The organism is Morganella sp. Je.2.23, assembly GCF_051129855.1.
Lineage (GTDB): Bacteria > Pseudomonadota > Gammaproteobacteria > Enterobacterales > Enterobacteriaceae > Morganella > Morganella sibonii.
This window is the reverse complement of record NZ_JBCPSQ010000001.1, coordinates 1408402-1427866: the sequence shown is the minus strand read 5'-3', so window position 1 is coordinate 1427866 and position 19465 is coordinate 1408402. Positions and strand designations below refer to the sequence as shown.

Here is a 19465-nt window from a genome sequence, read left to right as displayed (position 1 = left end):
TGATGGTGTTCGGGCAAATCGTTTTACTGATTATTGTGAGTTTTCTCACCTGCGGCGGCCAGATCTGCCAAAAACAGGCAGTGGATGTCTGGCAGGCCGCGCAGGAAAATGCGAAGCGCAAGGGGCTGTACTGGCTGGCACTGGCGGTATTTCTGCTTGGCCTGGGGATGCTGCTGTGGCTGAAATTATTGCAGGTGATGCCGCTGAATATTGCTTATCCTATGCTGAGTATCAATTTTGTGGTGGTTACGCTGGTGGCTCAGTTTTTGTATGGTGAGCGGGTGACCCGTAAACACTGGTGCGGTGTGGCTGCGATTGTCACCGGCGTGATTCTGATGGGAGCCGGACACTGATGCGCGGATATCTCTGGGTACTCGGCAGTGTACTGTTTGTTACCGCAGCACAATTGCTGCTGAAACTGGGTGTGACGCAGTTACCGGATATTGCGCTGAGTTCACAGTGGCTGGATATCAGCCTTCTGTTATCGCAATGGCAGCCGTTTGCTATCGTGTTCGCCGGATTGGCCGGGTATGTCATGTCGATGGTGTGCTGGCTGTTTGCACTGCGGGATTTGCCGCTCAATAAAGCCTATCCGCTTATCAGCCTGAGTTATGTGTTTGTCTATCTGCTGGCGGCATTCCTGCCCTGGTTTAATGAAGGTGTCTCGCTGATCAAAAGTATCGGTATTATTTTTATTCTGTTTGGTGTGCGTCTGATCCACAGTAAAGAAAAACCCGCCGTATAATCATAATACGGCTTAGTGTTTTATTAAGCCGTCATTAAACGGTTAAGCCTGTATTAATCCCTCCGTTTTTTCTTTGTTGTATAAACAAAATATCCTGTTACACCGTGAATTATTTTCCCGTACCCGGGTCTTAATGGAGGTAACAGAGATGATTACCTTATTGTTATCAGATCGTATCTTTGTCCGGAGGTGGTATTGGACATTACCAGCCGTAAGTCCGTGTTTAATGTGGCGTATCCGTCAGCTGCAATGTGGACTGTATTATTCCTGCTGTTTATTGCAGTAACCTATTTTTTACCTCTGGAATTCCGGGCATTATGGCAGCCCGATGAAACCCGCTATGCTGAAATCAGCCGGGAAATGCTGGCTGATGGTAACTGGGTTGTACCTCACCTGCTGGATATCCGCTATTTTGAAAAGCCGGTGGCGGGTTACTGGGTGAATAATATCAGTCAGATGCTGTTCGGGCATACTCAGTTCGCTGTCCGTTTTGGTGTTCTTTTCTCAACCATGGTCAGTACATTGCTGGTTTACCGGCTGGCCATGAAAATGTGGGACGAAAAGGTGATTGCCCGCACTGCTGCGTTCCTGTATGCCAGTATGTTACTGGTACTGGCGCTCGGCACATACAGCACGCTGGACCCGATTCTGACGATGTGGATCACACTGGTGATTTATCTCAGTTACGGGCTGACAACAGCGCAGACGCGCGGTGCGTTGCTGGGGTACTGGGTTGCTTTCGGGCTGGCCTGTGGTATGGCGCTGATGACAAAAGGTTTTCTGGCTCTGGTATTACCGGTTATTGCGCTGATCCCGGTACATATTTTCTACCGCCGTTTAAAAATAATGCTCTGTTATTGCTGGGCGGGAATTACGGCGGCCGGGCTTATCACACTGCCGTGGGCAATTGCGGTGTATCATGCCGAGCCGGATTTCTGGCGTTATTTTGTGGTGGTTGAGCATTTACAGCGCTTTATGAGTAAAGAGGCGCAAAATCTCTCTCCGTTCTGGTTTTTCATCCCGATTTTGTTTGCCGGTGTATTACCCTGGAGCGGTTTTTTATTCGGGGCATTAAAACAGGGCTGGCAGCAGCGCCGGGAAGATAAACCGCTGTTTTTCCTGCTGTGCTGGACCGTATTGCCGTTTTTATTTTTCAGTATCGCCAAAGGGAAATTACTGACCTATATTCTGCCGGTCATTGCGCCGCTGACTATTCTGATGGCGGCTTATATTCATACTTTGATAAAGAAACAGGCTGTTACCGTATTTAAACTGAATGCGGTGATTAATATTATTTTCGGCTGTTGCGCGGTCATTGCGCTCCTGGTGATCAACAATCTGGAAAATACCCTGGTTTATTCTGCCGCTGAACGGGGTAAATTCACCGGCGCTATTGCGATTTTTTTGTTCTGGATTGCGGTGTCGGTGGTTACTCTGATAAAAGGCTGCCGCTACTGGCTGCTGGCGGCATTTTGTACTGTTGCTATCAGCCTGTCGGTCAGTTCGCTGTTACCGGGCCGGACGGAACGGGCAAATTTACCGCAGATTTTTATTCAGAATAATATCGCACTGCTGAAGGATGCGCGTTATATCCTGGTCAACAGCGTTGGTGTCGGGACATCAGCGGCCTGGGAATTACAGCGCAGTGATATTTATATGTTTGATCGTCCGGGAGAGCTGAAATACGGGCTGAGTGATTTATATCCGGATACCAAATCAAAGTTTATCAGCCATGAGAATTTTGAATCCTGGCTGGAAAATGCCCGTAAAACCGGTAATGTCGCGCTGATCCTGCGTGACCGTCACGGGGTGGATGAAAATGATGTTTCTCCGGCGGATGAATTTATCACTGACGATAATCTGACATTACTTTATTACCGGAAAATGCCGTAATACCCGGTAAAATACGTCAAATATTGACTTTCACCCGCAGATATTAATACAGTAATGCGGGTTGAAGGTCAGCTGTACCGGGGATAATACAATGAAAATGATATTCCGCTCTCTGCTTTTTATTTGTGTATTAGCCGTTGTCGGCTGTTCATCGACACCGCGTAAATATCATGCACCTCCGATCAAAACGGAATTATCAGATCCGATTATGGTTATCGCCCAATTGCGGGAACAATTATCGCAATGGTACGGTACGCCTTATCATTATGGCGGAATGGATATAAACGGCATCGATTGTTCCGGTTTTGTCTACCGGACTTTTAACGACCGCTTTGCGATTTCACTCCCGCGCACCACCAAAGCTCAGACAACATACGGTACCCGGATTGATGCTGAAGATTTACAACCCGGCGACCTGGTATTTTTTAAAACCGGCGGTGGCGAAAACGGGTTACATGTCGGTATTTATGATTCTGACCGCGCCTTTATTCACGCCTCGACCAGTAAGGGCGTGATGCGTTCCAGCCTTGATAACGTTTACTGGAAAAAAGTCTTCTGGCAGGCGCGCAGGCTTTAAAATTACCCGGATAAGTATGCTATCTTAACGGCAGCCTATTTTTTCCGGGGAACACTATGTCGTCACTTCGTCTTTTTATTTCTGATTCCTGCGATCCGTGGTTCAACCTTGCCGTTGAAGAGTGTATTTTCCGTCAGATGCCCGCTGACCAGCGCGTGTTATTTTTATGGCGTAATAATGACACTGTCGTTATCGGACGGGCACAAAACCCGTGGAAGGAATGCAATACCCGCAAAATGGAATCCGATCATATTAAATTAGCCCGGCGCAGCAGCGGTGGCGGGGCGGTATTCCATGATATGGGAAATACAAATTTCACCTTTATGGCCGGAAAGCCGGAATATGATAAAACGGTTTCGACCAATATTATTCTTGACGGGTTATCCCGGCTCGGGATTTCGGTGTCGGCATCCGGCCGTAATGATCTGGTGGTCAACAGTGAAGACGGTGAGCGGAAAATTTCCGGTTCGGCGTATCGTGAAACCAAAGATCGCGGTTTCCACCACGGCACTGTGTTAATTAATGCTGACCTGAGCCGCCTGGCGGATTACCTCAACCCGGACCCGAAAAAACTGCAGGCCAAAGGGATCACTTCTGTCCGTTCACGGGTCACTAATCTGGCGGAAATTGTGCCGGGAATTGACCATGAGCAGGTCTGCGAATCGATTAAAGCCGCATTCTTTGATTATTACGGCGAGACGGTACAGGAAGAACGGATTTCGCCGGATTCACTTCCCGATTTACCCGGATTTGCAGAGACATTTGCCAGACAAAGCAGCTGGGACTGGAATTTTGGTAATGCACCGGCTTTCAGTCATCTGCTGGATACCCGTTTTAAGTGGGGAGGTATTGAGCTGCATTTCGATGTGGAGCGGGGCATTATCAGCCGGGCACAGATTTTTACTGACAGTCTCGACCCGGCACCGCTGGAACGACTGGCACAGTTACTGACAGGTCAGCAATACAGTGCTGATGCGGTGAAGGCTGTCTTCTCCGGCCTGATTGCCGGTTATCCGGATATGCACAGCGAGCTGATGCAGTTGCGGGATTGGCTGGTAACAGAACTTAAATAAAAAAATATCCCCGTCCGGCGTTTGTGGCAGACGGGGATACTTTTCAGATTCTTAGTGTGAACCACATTCCATAAAACAGCGGGATTCCGGCAGCTGGCCGTGGTCACGGAATTTTGCCGGAGTGGTGTTGAAATGTTTTTTAAAGATACGGGTAAATGTTGCCTGTGAGCTGAAACCATACTGTAACGCGATGTCCAGAATAGACATATCGTTATCGCGCAGAGACTTCGCTGCTTCCAGCAGGCGGCGCTTACGGACATACTCACCTAATGTACATCCCTTAATATCTTTGAAAATACGCTGGAGATGCCATTTTGAATAACCGCTCTTATCCGCAATCGTATCAATCTTGATCCCTTCATTGCGCTGTAACTGGGTTTCCAGCCATTTGATAATATCGTTAACTACACTTTCTGACATGTTCACCTCCCAATATCGGGCTTACAATCTATAAATTCTAATAATCACATATGTTATTAACCGTATTTTATGAATTTTCCAAGAATTGTGTAGGCAAATCGTGCCTTTCATGATTGAGAATCATTATCAGACCAATAGATGAAACCTATTGTTTTATCGCCAGCAGATAGCACCATATGTCACCAATTATGAATTCATAATCGATAGAATCTGCCGATTACAAATATAATTCAGGATACTTATGTCACAGCAATTTCGGTTTCTTTTCGGGGCAATGGGACGTTTTTTTATGCTGGCGCTGATCATGGCTGCCAGTACCAGTCTGTTATTTATCGATATTCTGGTTCTTAAGAATGATTTGGGCGAAAACTCGGTGACCGAAATTGTCGCCGAGGTGATGTTGCTGGCAGTGATTGTACTGTTTTTCCGCAAAGGGTTGCGGGAACCGGAGGACAGAGCGGGATTTTTCCTGATTGCCGGTTTTTTTGCCAGCATGCTGATCAGGGAATTGGATCAGATTTTTGATTATATTTCTCACGGAGCGTGGTTCTGGTTTGCCGTTCCGGTCTCACTGGCTGCGATCCTTTATGCATTCCTGCATCCGCGGACTGCAATCAACGGATTGTACCGTTTTGTCTCTCATCCGTCGTACGGCATGATGGTTACAGGTCTGCTGGTGGTACTGGTATTTTCCCGTCTGTTTGGTATGGGAATTTTATGGCGCGGTATGATGGGCGATGATTTTAACCGGCTGGTAAAAAATCTGGCTGAAGAAGGCTGTGAGTTGCTCGGATATACGTTATGCCTGCTTTCAGCAATCACTTTTTGCCGCAAACAACGTGTTACGGCAAAAAGCGAAGAGCATTAAGGCGCAAGTAACACAGCGTTATTGCCGGTCAGCGGATGGCGGAGCGTTATCAGATTTACCTGATAGGTTTCCGTCAGTACGGATTGTTGTAATACGTCGGCGGGTGTTCCCCGGCTGATAACACGTCCGTTATCCAGCATTATGATGTGATCCGCATATAAAGAGGCGAGATTCAGGTCATGCAGAATACAGCAGACGGCCAGAGAGGTTGTGCTTGCCCGTTTTTTCAGCATTCGCATCAGGCGTTGCTGGTGGTGAAGATCCAGAGCGGAGGTCGGTTCATCCAGCAATAACAGGCGGGGGATCGGTAAACAGGGGGTCAGTTGTATCAGCGCCCTTGCCAGATGAACCCGCTGTTGCTCACCACCGGAAAGCTGATACCAGCGCTTCTCCAGCAATGATTCACAGGCTGTCAGGTGTATCACCTCATCAATGGTTTCCCGGCGGGTAAACGGACTGCATAAATCCCCGAGTGCGATAATATCCCTGACCAGGAAAGGGGCTGAGATAACACTTTGTTGTGTCATTACCGCTCTGATCTGTGCCAGCGCTTCAGAAGACCATGAGGATATGGGTTTTCCGCGCAGCAGAATCTGTCCGCTGTCACAGGGATAATAGCCGCTGAGTAAGCGAAGAAGTGTTGATTTCCCCGCGCCATTCGGGCCGCTGATAGCCGTGACCGTTCCGCAGTGCAATGTCAGGGATATATCACTGATCACCGGTTGTCCGCCGCGGGAGAAACAGATATTTTCTGCATCCAGAACGGGTGGCAGGGTATTCGGGGTTATACGCGACATATCATTCCTTCACAGAGAAAACCAGCCAGAGAAAATAAGGTGCACCGAGTAATCCGGTCAGCAGCCCGACCGGAATTTCCGCCGGTACAGCCAGTGTGCGGGCGAGCGTATCAGAGAGCAATAACAGCAGTGCGCCGCCAAGAGCGGATGTCACCAGCAGAAGACGATGATGCCAGCCGAAAATCATACGCATCAGGTGAGGGATCACCAGGCCGATAAAACCGATAATCCCGCACAGCGCGACAGCAATGCCGGTGAGCAGTGCACTGACCAGCAGTACATATTGTTGTATCCGGCGGACATTGACCCCTGCATAATGTGCTTCTTCTTCTCCCAATTGGATCATATCCAGCGGACGTGACAGCAGGAACGCGGCACAAAAAACCGGAAGAGCCAGTCCGATTGCGGGTAGTAACAGCATCCAGCTGATATGCCCGGTGTTACCCATCATCCAGAGTGAAAACTGGCGTAATTCTTTATCATCACTCAGATAATTGAGTACACCGACAAAGGACATGCTGATGGCATTGACGGCAATACCGCACAGCAGCAGGCGCAGTAGTGGCTGACGGCGGCGGTTAAGCAGAAAAATCAGGCCGCTGACGCAAAGCGCGCCGCTGAATGCGGTAAAAATATGCAGGTATAGTGCGACCGGACCGCTCAGATAAGGTGCGATAAAGACAATCCCCAGCGCCACCGCAACGGCAGCACCGCTGCTGATCCCGAGTAAGCCGGGGTCTGCCAGCGGATTACGGAACAGCCCCTGCAATAATACCCCTGCTGTTGCCAGAGCCATGCCCGCCAGAACGGCCAGCACAATCCGCGGCAGACGGACCGTTAACCAGATTTGCCAGAGCTGCTGCGTGATTTCCCCGCGCAGGTATGCACTGACGGAAACCGGTAATCCGCCGGTGTTCATGGCGGTAAATATCATCACCATCAGCATAAAACAGAGGCACAGGTGGCGCAGGTGAAAACCGGGTTGATTACTCATAATACAGCGGCTGCCTCCATCGCTTTACGTAACTGGTACAGCGTTTCCGGGGTCTGTAATCCGAAGCCGAGAAACCCCATATCATCAGCCACAAGCACCCGCTGATGTTCTCCCGCAGGTGTCTGAGCCAGTCCCGGTAACTGCCACAGCATATCGGTGCTGCCGATGGAGGCCAGGCCGCTGCGGGTGATCACGACTAAGTCAGGTCGGGCGGCAATCATGCCTTCTGCGGAAAGCGGGCGGTAACGCCGGAAAGAGGCTGCGGCATTTTGCCCGCCTGCGCTGCGGATAAGCATGTCAGCGGCGGTATCTGTACCGGCTGCCAGTGGTGAGGTACCGGTGTGGCTGAGCAGAAACAGAACATTAACCGCCAGCGGTGTTTGTGGTACGGCATCCAGCTTACGGTTAATTTCATCAGTCAGTGCGGCTGCCGCGGATTGTAAAGCCAGCGCCTCTGCGATCTGCCTGACCTTTACGGCTATGGACGGAAGCCCGGCGGCTGCGCTCACGGTAATAACAGGAATACCCGCGGCACTGACCTGAGATAATACAGCAGAGGGATATGCCAGTTCACTGGCGAGGATCATAGCGGGCTGAAGTGACAGTAATCCCTCCGCATTCAGCAGCCGCAAATAGCCGACATCCGGTAATTGCTGAACTGCCGGAGGATGTTCGCTGGTGGTATCGCGGGCAATCACCCGGTCACCTGCACCGAGTGCAAAGACAATCTCTGTCACGTCACCGCCGAGAGTGATAATGCCGCCCTGTGCACTGAGCGCAGAGGGACAAAGGCAGAATAACAGGATCAGTACATATTTTTTCATGCGGCTGCCTCACCGCTGCTGTCTGTCAGCAACGCGTTAACCTGAGTGAGCCAGACGGTTTGTTCCGGCCGGCCTTCAGTGCGTTGTCCGAACAATTGCGCGATAGCCTGACCGTTTTTGTCAAATAATTCCAGACTGGTAACAACACCGTCTTTGGTGGGTTTACGGGTTATCCAGGATTCCGTAATGGCGGATTCGATCAGATGGAGGGTGAACGACGGATTGAAGATATTGATCCAGTGCTGTCCGTCGCGGGGGCTGATATACGGCTCCGACCGTGCAACGGCACCTGTAAAAATCTGCACACATCCGCGGTTGGCGACAAAGATCATAATATCATTCTGCTTTTCGGTGCACTGTGCCAGCAGTCGTGATAACGCACTGTTATCCACCCGCTGTGCCAGTGTGTTATCTACACAGCGAAATGCCTGTAAGCGGCTGATATTAAACTTTTTAAGCAGGACAAAAAACTGATGAACATCGGTCATTTTCTGCCAGTGGCGGGTAAATTCGGCCTGCTGTTCCGGTGTCAGTGATGCCTGCGCGGGAATGACAGCCGGTTCCGGGATAACCGGCGGGTTATCATATGCGGCAAACTGTGCTGTCAGGTAGTGCCAGACGCCCATATCTGTATTGCCGGTAGTATAAATCTTGTGGACAGCATCACCGTGGCGATCAAAAAACTGGAGACTGTGCCGCAGGCCGCGCGGAGTATTTTCCGCAAATGCAAATACTGTCTGCCACTGCGACAGGAAGAAGCGTAAATCCAGCCCGTACGGGTTCAGCAGCAGGCAGGCGTGTTCCCCGAATTCCGCATTATCATAGGTACCGGAATGTTCATGAACAGCATGATCATTACGGGTGATACCTCTGAGTTCCCCTGCGGTGGCCAGTACACGAAAAATAGCAGGGATATCCGGTGTAAGACGGCAGGCATCATAACCGGCCCGGCAGTGTGCCAGTTCCGCCTCGGATATTGCCATGGCTGCAGCAATATCACGGGCATGAATAAGATGTCCCTGTTCTTTCAGGGCGAGATAGCGGGAAAGTGTTTCATTGTGCATGGCAGATCCTTACTTTTTTGTGATCGGCGCCGGACCGGCGCAGACCGGATAATCAATGTCAAAAAGTAAGCTGGCTGCCTTAAGGATGCAGGTGGCTGGCCTGTATGTTATTTGGTCAGAATGAGTTTTCCGTTTTTTGTGCGGCGCAGATGATATTCCTCATTCTGATGACGGATGATAATGCGCTGTTGCGGTCCCAGGAGTGCCTCACTGCTGATAACCGTGATTTTATCTGTTGCTGTGTTGTTATACCCGGCAAGTGAGGGTAAGGGAAAATGTTTATTATTTTCAGTCATATGATTCTATTTGATATCAATTATCATTCGCGAATTATTATCAGCAGGTGGCGGAACCTGTTCAAGTGATTTTTATCCGGCAGAGGAATTTACACAGAAAAAGTGAGCTGTATCTCAACTATATGGGGCAGGAATGATAATTTCAGGTGATGAATAAAACAGGATGCGGAAGCATCCTGTCAGGCCGTTGACAAACCCGCAGGGATTGGCGACGACCGGCAGAGGTTGTAAAAATAAACCAGGAAAATCAATTTATTGATTTTCGGCTGATAACACAACGCAGGAAAAACCACGTTTTATCCTGCGTTGTCAGCAATCTCACAGGATGCGGGAGCATCCTGTTTTACAATAAAAGAAGCGGATTAACAGAAGCGGGCATCTGCCGCATCAGCCAGAATATCCAGCATGGTGACGGTGTCAGACCAGCTCAGGCACGGATCAGTAATCGACTGTCCGTAAACCGGTGCTTTATGGTTTACCAGTTTCTGAGTGCCTTCCTGGATAAAGCTTTCGGCCATCACACCGGCGATAGCCCGGGAGCCGTCTTTAATCTGCTGTGCGACATCACGGGCAACATCCAGCTGACGGCGATGGATTTTCTGACAATTGCCGTGGCTGAAATCAATGATCAGATGTTCCGGCAGATCAAACTGGCGCAACTGGTCACAGGCATGTGCAATATCACCGGCAGAATAGTTCGGTGTTTTGCCGCCGCGCATAATAATATGCCCGAACGGGTTACCTCTGGTCTGGTAAATCGTCATTTGTCCGTCTTTATCCGGGGACAGGAACATATGACCGGCCTGTGCGGCACGAATGGCATCAATGGCAATTTTGATATTGCCGTCTGTCCCGTTTTTGAAGCCGACCGGGCAGGAGAGCGCCGAGGCCATTTCGCGGTGGATCTGGCTTTCCGTGGTACGGGCGCCGATAGCCCCCCAGCTGATCAGATCCGCAATATACTGCCCGGTGACCATATCGAGAAACTCAGTGGCTGTCGGGACATTCAGTGCGTTAACGTCGATCAGCAGTTTCCGTGCCAGGCGGATACCTTCATTAACCTGGCAGGAATTATCCAGACGCGGGTCTGAAATCAGGCCTTTCCAGCCGACAACCGTACGCGGTTTTTCAAAATAGGTACGCATTACGATTTCAAGGCGTGAACTGTATGCAGGCAGCAGTTCGCTCAGACGCTGCGCGTAATCCAGCGCGGCGATTGGATCATGCACGGAGCAGGGGCCGACAATCACCAGCAGACGCGGGTCATCGCCGGTTAAAATGCGTTCAATTCGGTTGCGTGACGTTGTCACATTTTTGTTTATTGCTTCTGTGGCCGGAAACTCACCGGCCAGCGCAGACGGGGTAATCAGTTTGTCTATTGCCCGCGTGCGCAGTTCATCCGTTTTTTCCATAGATTAATGCTGTCTCTGAATTTGTTCAGTTGCTGTGTGAAACCACAGTGATACCGATCACAATAAACGAAAACGTGATGATTACAAGATGCAATTGCAGAAAGCGGATCACCGGGTGAGATGATCCACTTAACCGTTTCCGCCTGTCAGAACATGCGGCGGTTTAATCCGAGAGAATCGATGATTTTTGTTGATATCTCTTCGACAGAATAGTTAGTGGTATTGAGGTAACTGATTTTGTGTTTGCGGTAGAGTGCTTCGACCTCTGCCAGTTCCATCCGGCACTGACGGATTGAGGCGTAGCGGCTGTTCTCCCGGCGTTCTTCCCGGATAGCGGCCAGGCGCTCGGGATCAATGGTCAGACCGAATAACTTTTTATTATACGGTTTGAGGGCTGCGGGCAGCTGAAGATTATCCATATCATCCGCCGTAAACGGATAGTTGGCGGCCTGGATACCGAACTGCATCGCCAGATACAGACTGGTCGGGGTTTTACCGCAGCGGGAAACGCCGAGCAGAATCACCTGAGCCTGATCCATATTGCGCAGGGAAACGCCGTCATCATGCGCCAGTGCGAAATCAATCGCGGCGATACGGGCATCATACTGGCTCAGATTACGCTTGGATAAACCGTGGGTCCGGTTGAATATCGGCTGCGGCTCCATCTGAATCTCTTTCTGAATCGGGGCGACCAGAGTCTGCACAATATCCTGGCAGCAACCCTGACTGCCGGTGATAGCCTCACGCACGTCCTGACAGATAATGGAGTAGAACACCAGCGGACGTAACCCGGTGGTTTCAAAAATGGTATCGATTTTTTGTCTGATTTCCAGCGCACGCTCCACGGTTGCCACAAAAGGCAGGGTGTAAGCGATAATATCAATAGGGAACTGTGACAATACGGCATGACCTAATACTTCCGCCGTAATTGCCGTACCGTCAGAAATAAAGAAGACACTCCGTGTTTCTTTATTCTGTGTATCAGAAGATGAGCCGGTTGTGATAGACATGTTATTTATTTTCCTATGTTTTTTGCTGAATCGATAATCCGGAGCAACGGCACAAATAAATTAAAACATGATTATAAAGGATAAAAAAATATTGTAATCGGGTTGATCGATTCACCTGTCTATATTCTTACAAACATTGTGATAATCTGTTTCTGATGCTCAGCAGAGCCCGTATTTCCGATTTTACCTTCTTTTGAATGTTAAAAGGATTGCTTGCAATGTCCAACAATGGTCAAACCCCGTGTAATGTACTTTGGTATAACCAATTAGGTATGAATGACGTACCCCGTGTCGGTGGTAAAAATGCGTCTTTAGGCGAAATGATAACCAATCTTTCCGGATTAGGCGTGTCTGTTCCCAATGGTTTTGCCACCACGGCACAGGCCTTCAATGACTTTCTTGAGCAAAGTGGCGTCAACCAGCGCATTTATGAGCTGCTGGATAAAACGGATATTGACGATGTCAACCAGCTGGCGAAAGCAGGTGCGCAGATCCGCGCATGGGTAATCGATACCCCGTTCTCCGCTGAATTTGAGCACGATATCCGCCTTGCGTATGAACAGCTGTCCGAAGGTGAGAAAGGCGCATCTTTTGCTGTGCGTTCTTCCGCAACGGCTGAAGATATGCCGGATGCCTCCTTCGCGGGACAGCAGGAAACCTTCTTAAACGTGCAGGGCATTGATGCGATCATGGTCGCTATCAAGCACGTATTTGCTTCATTATTTAATGACCGCGCGATTTCCTATCGTGTGCATCAGGGTTATGACCACCGCGGCGTTGCACTGTCTGCCGGTATTCAGCGCATGGTGCGTTCTGACCTCGCATCGTCCGGTGTGATGTTCACCATCGATACAGAATCCGGTTTTGACCAGGTTGTCTTTATCACATCCGCTTACGGGCTGGGTGAAATGGTGGTGCAGGGTGCGGTAAACCCGGATGAGTTTTATGTTCACAAACCAACCCTGGAAAAAGGCCGTCCGGCCATTGTCCGCCGTACTATGGGTTCCAAGAAAATCCAGATGGTTTATGCGGATGACACCAGCCACGGCAAACAGGTACGTATTGAAGATGTGGATGCGGAGAAATGCAAACGTTTCTCACTGACCGACAGCGAAGTGGAAGAACTGGCAAAACAGGCCGTGACCATTGAAAAACACTACGGTCGTCCGATGGATATTGAGTGGGCAAAAGACGGTAATAACGGCAAGCTGTATATCGTACAGGCGCGTCCGGAAACTGTCCGTTCCAATCAGCAGGTGATGGAACGTTATCAGCTGAACGGCCAGAGCAATGTGCTGGTCGAAGGTCGTGCAATCGGTCACCGTATCGGTGCCGGTGCGGTAAAAGTTATTCATGATCTGAGCCAGATGGATCGTATTCAGCCGGGTGATGTGTTAGTCACTGATATGACTGACCCGGACTGGGAACCGATCATGAAGAAAGCGGCGGCGATTGTGACCAACCGCGGCGGCCGTACCTGCCACGCTGCAATTATTGCCCGTGAGCTGGGTATTCCGGCAGTTGTCGGCTGTGGTGATGCCACCGAGCTTCTGAAAGAAGGCCAGGAAGTGACGGTCTCCTGTTCTGAAGGGGATACCGGTTATGTGTATGGCGGCAAACTGGATTTTGACATCCACTCTTCCGAAATCGACACAATGCCGGAAGTCGGCACCAAAATCATGATGAACGTCGGTAACCCTGACCGCGCATTTGACTTTGCCTGTCTGCCGCATGAGGGTGTCGGTCTGGCGCGTCTGGAATTTATCATCAACCGTATGATTGGTGTGCACCCGCGTGCACTGCTGGAATTTGATCAGCAGACTCCGGAATTGCAGGCTGAAATCCGCAACATGATGCAGGGCTATGATGATCCGGTCGAGTTCTACATCGGTCGCCTGGTTGAAGGGATTGCCACGATTGCGGCAGCTTTCTATCCGAAGAAAGTCATTGTTCGTCTGTCTGACTTTAAATCAAACGAATATGCCAACCTGGTCGGCGGGGATATTTACGAGCCGGATGAAGAAAACCCGATGCTGGGCTTCCGTGGTGCCGGCCGTTATGTGCATGATGATTTCCGTGACTGTTTCGCGCTGGAATGTGAAGCGGTGAAGCGTGTGCGTAATGACATGGATCTGACGAATGTCGAAGTGATGATTCCGTTTGTCCGTACGGTGGCACAGGCAGAAGCTGTGGTTAATGAGCTGGCGGTTCATGGTCTGAAACGCGGCGAAAACGGCCTGCGTCTGATTATGATGTGTGAAATTCCGTCCAATGCCCTGCTGGCAGATCAGTTCCTTGAGTATTTCGACGGCTTCTCTATCGGTTCCAACGATATGACTCAGCTGACACTGGGTCTGGATCGTGACTCCGGTGTGGTGTCCACGCTGTTTGATGAGCGTAATGACGCAGTGAAAGCCCTGCTGTCGATGGCTATCAAAGCGGCGAAAGCACGTAATAAATATGTGGGAATCTGTGGTCAGGGGCCATCCGACCATCAGGATTTTGCCGCCTGGCTGATGGAGCAGGGGATCGACAGTGTTTCTCTTAATCCGGATACTGTAGTGAAAACCTGGATTTCATTAGCAGAAAATTGCTGATTCAATCATTTTAAATGATTAAAAGCCCGGATTGTTTCGGGCTTTTTTTTTATCATTCAATGTTAGAATGTCTGAGCGCATTTAAGGCAAATCAAAACAAAACCAAATGAGCTATCCTGAATTACAGGCAAAAAAAAAGCCTATCATGGGCTGACAGGCAAAGACTACACACAGCAATATTTATATTCGGAAGGTATCATTGTAATGAATAACAATACCTTTTAATTCGTTACTTGATGGCTGATATATTAAAATAATTAAGATATGCCTGCATTAAGAATTGTCTCAATATATATATTTACTGTTTGTTAGATAAGTGAAATATATTCAGAACCTCTGTCTGCAGGCGGAATAAGTCGGGTGACGACATACTGAAGTATATTAATATTTCAAATTATTAATGTTATTTATGAAGAGTAATTGAATAATTAATTAAATATATCAAAGGTGCATTTCTGCACCTTTGATTAAAAACTTATTCTTTTTCCGAGAGTTGTTCTTCCATATAAGCACGAACCTCCGTCAAATCGTCCGACGGCTTAGGTACATCATTCATCCATGCTTTCAACAGGGTATAGGAAACGGCCAGTACGACAGGGCCGATAAAGAGCCCGATCATGCCGAGTGATAACATCCCCCCGATAACCCCGGTCAGAATCAGTATCATCGGTAAATCGGCCCCCATTTTAATGAGATAAGGGCGAAGCACGCCATCCATAGTGGCAACAATGCCCGACCAGACAATCATCACCACCGCCCAGGTGGTATCACCGGTCCAGAACAGATAAATGACGGACGGGATCATAATCAGCAGCGGACCGAGCTGCGCCACACAGCAGATAAAGATAAGGACTGTCAGGATGGCGGCAAACGGCACACCGGCCAGCCCCAGTCCCAGTCCGCCGATGATAGCCTGGGTTAATGCGGTTACCACGACGCCCAGTGCGACGGCCCGCACAGACATTGCAGCCAGCAGTACGGCGGCATCACCGCGCATACCGGCCAGCCGGAGGGCAAAATGGCGGAAACCGCGCATAGCCTCTTCTCCCTGAAGGTAGAGCAGGCCGCTGAACAGCAGCATAATCGCCAGGTGGAACAGGAACTTACCTGCACTCAGCAGCTGTGTCAGGAACCAGGCCGCGCCCTGTCCGAGATAGGGCTGGATTTTCGCCATCATGGCATTGCCGCCGCTGGCGACCAGGCTTGTCCAGCTGGCAAACAGTTTCGGCCCGATAACCGGGACGGAATCCAGCCAGTAGAGTTCCGGCAGTGTCAGTTGCCCCGGAGATTTCACCCAGCGCATCAGCGGTTCACTGTTCTCGACAATACTGTTAATCAGCAGTGCCAGCGGAAAAACAAACAGCAGAATAATCAGCATGACCATAACGGATGCCGCTATCCAGCGGCTGTTACGGACACGGCGGCGGATAGCGGTATAAACCGGCCAGGTGGCAATGACTATCATACCTGCCCAGATGAAGCCGGGAAGGAACGGACTTAATACCCAGAAACTAACAGCAATGAGAATGGATATCGCTGCAACGGCGAATATTAGTTTAGGTAAATCATAACCCGGTTGCGATTTTTCCACGGATAAGTTTCCCTTTGTAAATGAATTAACTGGTTGTTCCCGATAAAGGAGCGCAAATATTGCGTTATTTTATTGCAGGCGCAAAATGAATACATTGTGTGTTAAGGTGAATATTCTCTCATGAATCATGCATCAGAATGAAGAGTTAACCACATAATTATATTGTCAGATTTGCAATGTGACCATTTATGATAAAAGAGCCGCAGATAATGATCCCACGATTAACGCACTCCCCTCAGGTAAGCCCGGCGGTTGAACGTTATATTCACGCCCTCAATGAAAGCGGATTTACCGGTGATACCACCACCCGCTACGGTGATCGCCTGACACTCGCTACCGATAACAGTATTTATCAGCTTCTGCCTCAGGCAATCGTTTTCCCGCGTTCGACTGCTGATGTGATTCTGGTGATGCGCCTTGCCGCACAGGATGAATACCGGTCGGTTACTTTTACCCCGCGCGGCGGCGGTACGGGCACTAATGGTCAGTCGCTGAATAACGGGGTGGTTATCGATTTATCCCGCTATATGAACCGCATTCCGGAAATTAATCCGGAACAGGGCTGGGTGCGGGTGGAAGCGGGTGTGATTAAAGATCAGCTCAATGCGTATCTGAAACCTTACGGCTATTTTTTCGCGCCGGAGTTATCCACCTCCAACCGGGCCACCCTCGGGGGGATGATTAACACCGATGCTTCCGGCCAGGGCTCACTGGTGTACGGAAAAACGTCAGACCATGTGCTGGGGCTGCGTTCGGTACTGCTCAACGGTGATCTGCTGGATACCGCGCCGCTGCCGGTCAGTGAGGCACGGCGCTGCGCGCAGGAGGAGAGTGCAGCCGGGGGACTTTACCGCACCACGCTGGAAAGCTGCGAAACCCACCGGCAGACCATTCTGGACAGCTTTCCGAAGCTTAACCGTTTTCTGACCGGTTATGACCTGCGCCATGTCTTCAGTGATGATATGCAGACCTTTGATCTGACGCGTATCCTGACCGGCTCGGAAGGCACACTGGCGGTGATCACTGAGGCAAAACTCAATATCACGCCGATCCCGAAAGTACGCCGCCTGGTAAATGTCAAATATGATGCATTTGATTCCGCGCTGCGCAATGCGCCGTTTATGGTGGCGGCTCAGGCGCTGTCAGTGGAAACCGTGGATTCAAAAGTGCTGAATCTGGCGCGGGAAGATATCGTCTGGCATTCCGTCAGTGAGCTGATTACGGATGTGCCGGATAAAACGCTGTCGGGATTAAATATTGTTGAATTCTGCGGTGATGATGAAGCGCTGATTGACGGGCAGGTTACGTCACTGTGTGAACGCCTGGATTCATTAATGGCAAATAATGAAGCGGGTGTGATTGGGTATCAGGTCTGCCGTGAACTGAGTGGTATTGAGCGTATTTATGCAATGCGCAAGAAAGCGGTGGGTTTGCTCGGTAACAGTAAAGGGGCGGCAAAACCGATCCCGTTTGTCGAAGATACCTGTGTGCCGCCGGAACATCTGGCGGATTACATCACCGAATTTCGTGCGTTGCTGGACAGCCATCATCTGGAATACGGTATGTTTGGTCATGTGGATGCAGGCGTATTGCATGTGCGCCCGGCACTGGATATGTGCTCACCGGAACAGGAAATGCTGATGAAGCAGATTTCCGATGATATCGTCGCGCTGACTGCCAAATACGGCGGTTTACTGTGGGGTGAGCACGGCAAAGGGTTCCGGGCACAGTACAGTGAGGCTTTTTTCGGTGACACGCTGTACCGCGAACTGCGTCGTATCAAAGGGGCATTTGACCCGGAAAACCGGCTCAATCCCGGCAAAATCTGTGCGCCTTTAACCAGTGATGCACCGATGATGCAGGTGGATGCCGTCAAGCGCGGTACGTATGACAGAACGATCCCCGTTGAGGTCAGAAATACTTTTTCCGGCGCGATGAACTGCAACGGTAACGGACTGTGTTTTAACTTTGATGTCAAAAGCCCGATGTGTCCGTCAATGAAAGTGACACAATCCCGTTTTCACTCACCGAAAGGCCGTGCCGGGCTGGTGCGTGAATGGCTTCGGTTGCTGGCGGAGCAGGGTACGGACCCGGCATTATTATCACAGGCAGTACCGCAGAGCCGGATCTCTCTGCGTGGCTTGATTGAGAAAATCGGCAATACCCGGCGGGCATCACGCGGAGAATATGATTTTTCCCATGAAGTGAAGGAATCGATGTCCGGTTGTCTGGCCTGTAAAGCCTGTTCAACACAATGCCCGATCAAAATTGATGTGCCGGAATTCCGCGCCCGTTTTCTGGCGTTGTATCACGGACGCTATCTGCGCCCGCTGCGTGACCATCTGGTGGCGAATGTGGAAGCCGGTGCACCGCTGATGGCGAAAGCACCGAAGGTGTTTAACTTTTTCCTGAAACAGCCGTGGATGCAGAAACTCAGTGAAAAAACAGTGGGTATGACGGATTTACCGCTGCTGTCGTCACCGTCACTGAAACAACAACTGGCAGGCAGTAAAGCCGTTTCTGTCACACTGGAAATGCTGGAAAGCATGAGTGAGGAGCAGCGGCGTGCCGGGCGCTATCTCTTTATTGTTCAGGATCCGTTCACCAGCTACTTTGATGCAAAAGTGGTGGCTGACTTTGCCGCGCTGACGGAAAAACTGGGTTTTCAGCCGGTGCTGCTGCCGTTCAGCCCGAACGGAAAAGCACAGCACATTAAAGGTTTTCTCGCCCGGTTTGCCCGGACAGCAAACAAAACCGCCGATTTTCTTAACAGAGTGGCACGGCTCGGCTGCCCGATGGCGGGTGTCGATCCGGCACTGGTGCTCTGCTACCGCGATGAATACAAAACGGTGCTGCCGCCGGAAAAACAGCAGTTCCGCGTGATGTTAGTTCATGAATTACTGGCAGAATATGCGGATTCTCTGCCGGTGAATGATGTCAGTGTGAATACTCCCCCCTGGTATCTGTTCAGCCACTGTACCGAGTCCACCGCGCTGCCGGACAGCGTGAAAACCTGGCAGAATCTGTTCAGCCGTTTCGGTGCGTCACTGCAATCCGTCAGCACCGGCTGTTGCGGAATGGCGGGAACCTACGGCCATGAAATGCCGAATCTGGCGTGCTCAAAGGGGATCTATCAGCTCTCCTGGGCTCAGCCGTATCAGTCACTGCCGTCAGAACGCTGCCTGACCACCGGATACTCCTGCCGCAGCCAGGTGAAACGGATGGAAGGTAAAGTCATGCTGCACCCGTTGCAGGCGCTGCTGACACTGGTATCCTGACAGCAGGATAAAAACACGACGCGGAG

The 19465-nt window shown here is 50.3% G+C and carries 17 protein-coding genes; 8 read left to right on the top strand and 9 right to left on the bottom strand.

The window, feature by feature from the left end; all coding sequences use genetic code 11:
- Nucleotides 1-2 precede the first annotated feature (2 nt).
- From arnE to AAZR23_RS06870, 5 genes are all read left to right on the top strand, one after another.
- Entirely contained in the window at nt 3-353 is a 351-nt protein-coding gene (gene arnE / locus AAZR23_RS06890; protein WP_166708027.1) for a 4-amino-4-deoxy-L-arabinose-phosphoundecaprenol flippase subunit ArnE, read from the top strand.
- Nucleotides 350-745 (top strand): 4-amino-4-deoxy-L-arabinose-phosphoundecaprenol flippase subunit ArnF, encoded by a 396-nt coding sequence (gene arnF / locus AAZR23_RS06885; RefSeq protein WP_434692421.1) that lies wholly within the window; start codon nt 350-352, stop codon nt 743-745. Before arnE ends, arnF begins: the two co-directional genes overlap by 4 nt.
- Nucleotides 746-940: 195 nt before the next feature.
- Complete coding sequence (gene arnT, locus AAZR23_RS06880) at nt 941-2638, top strand: lipid IV(A) 4-amino-4-deoxy-L-arabinosyltransferase (RefSeq protein WP_434691453.1); 1698 nt, start codon at nt 941-943, stop codon at nt 2636-2638.
- 91 nt (nt 2639-2729) lie between these two features.
- The gene (locus AAZR23_RS06875; RefSeq protein ID WP_052926832.1) at nt 2730-3215 is read left to right on the top strand and encodes a C40 family peptidase; all 486 of its coding nucleotides are present in this window, start codon (nt 2730-2732) and stop codon (nt 3213-3215) included.
- 56 nt (nt 3216-3271) lie between these two features.
- Complete coding sequence (locus AAZR23_RS06870) at nt 3272-4288, top strand: lipoate--protein ligase A (RefSeq protein WP_434691452.1); 1017 nt, start codon at nt 3272-3274, stop codon at nt 4286-4288.
- A gap of 51 nt (nt 4289-4339) precedes the next feature.
- On the opposite strand, the gene AAZR23_RS06865 is transcribed toward AAZR23_RS06870, so the two are convergent.
- Nucleotides 4340-4708 carry a helix-turn-helix domain-containing protein gene (locus tag AAZR23_RS06865; RefSeq protein ID WP_434691449.1) on the bottom strand — a complete coding sequence of 123 codons (369 nt, stop codon included), beginning with the start codon at nt 4706-4708 and terminating at the stop codon, nt 4340-4342.
- 241 nt (nt 4709-4949) lie between these two features.
- Between AAZR23_RS06865 and AAZR23_RS06860 the strand changes: the two genes are divergently transcribed.
- A complete protein-coding gene (locus AAZR23_RS06860) occupies nt 4950-5576 on the top strand; it encodes a hypothetical protein (protein WP_243846823.1) in 627 nt (208 codons plus the stop codon).
- On the opposite strand, the gene AAZR23_RS06855 is transcribed toward AAZR23_RS06860, so the two are convergent.
- From AAZR23_RS06855 to ppsR, 7 genes are all read right to left on the bottom strand, one after another.
- On the bottom strand, nt 5573-6364 hold the full coding sequence (locus tag AAZR23_RS06855; protein WP_434692418.1) for a heme ABC transporter ATP-binding protein: 792 nt from the start codon (nt 6362-6364) through the stop codon (nt 5573-5575). The genes AAZR23_RS06860 and AAZR23_RS06855 overlap by 4 nt on opposite strands.
- A 10-nt stretch (nt 6365-6374) precedes the next feature.
- A complete protein-coding gene (locus tag AAZR23_RS06850; protein ID WP_434691446.1) occupies nt 6375-7367 on the bottom strand; it encodes a FecCD family ABC transporter permease in 993 nt (330 codons plus the stop codon).
- A complete protein-coding gene (locus tag AAZR23_RS06845; protein ID WP_218426194.1) occupies nt 7364-8191 on the bottom strand; it encodes a heme/hemin ABC transporter substrate-binding protein in 828 nt (275 codons plus the stop codon). The genes AAZR23_RS06850 and AAZR23_RS06845 overlap by 4 nt, the downstream gene beginning before the upstream one ends.
- Nucleotides 8188-9255 (bottom strand): hemin-degrading factor, encoded by a 1068-nt coding sequence (locus AAZR23_RS06840; protein ID WP_182106895.1) that lies wholly within the window; start codon nt 9253-9255, stop codon nt 8188-8190. Before AAZR23_RS06840 ends, AAZR23_RS06845 begins: the two co-directional genes overlap by 4 nt.
- Before the next feature lie 107 nt (nt 9256-9362).
- Nucleotides 9363-9551, bottom strand: coding sequence for a hemin uptake protein HemP (gene hemP, locus AAZR23_RS06835; RefSeq protein ID WP_046893622.1), 189 nt, complete (start codon nt 9549-9551; stop codon nt 9363-9365).
- A 362-nt stretch (nt 9552-9913) separates the two neighbouring features.
- Nucleotides 9914-10963: a 3-deoxy-7-phosphoheptulonate synthase gene (locus tag AAZR23_RS06830; RefSeq protein WP_046893553.1), complete on the bottom strand. Its 1050-nt coding sequence runs from the start codon at nt 10961-10963 to the stop codon at nt 9914-9916.
- Nucleotides 10964-11109: 146 nt separating this feature from the next.
- Complete coding sequence (gene ppsR / locus AAZR23_RS06825; RefSeq protein WP_046893552.1) at nt 11110-11973, bottom strand: posphoenolpyruvate synthetase regulatory kinase/phosphorylase PpsR; 864 nt, start codon at nt 11971-11973, stop codon at nt 11110-11112.
- A gap of 218 nt (nt 11974-12191) precedes the next feature.
- Between ppsR and ppsA the strand changes: the two genes are divergently transcribed.
- Nucleotides 12192-14570, top strand: coding sequence for a phosphoenolpyruvate synthase (gene ppsA / locus AAZR23_RS06820; RefSeq protein ID WP_434691442.1), 2379 nt, complete (start codon nt 12192-12194; stop codon nt 14568-14570).
- Between the two features lie 475 nt (nt 14571-15045).
- On the opposite strand, the gene ydiK is transcribed toward ppsA, so the two are convergent.
- Nucleotides 15046-16161, bottom strand: a complete 1116-nt coding sequence (ydiK, locus tag AAZR23_RS06815; protein WP_052927527.1) for an AI-2E family transporter YdiK — start codon at nt 16159-16161, stop codon at nt 15046-15048.
- Between the two features lie 209 nt (nt 16162-16370).
- On the opposite strand from ydiK, the gene ydiJ reads away from it, so the two are divergent.
- Nucleotides 16371-19439, top strand: a complete 3069-nt coding sequence (ydiJ, locus tag AAZR23_RS06810) for a D-2-hydroxyglutarate dehydrogenase YdiJ (protein ID WP_434691440.1) — start codon at nt 16371-16373, stop codon at nt 19437-19439.
- Nucleotides 19440-19465: the final 26 nt, after the last annotated feature.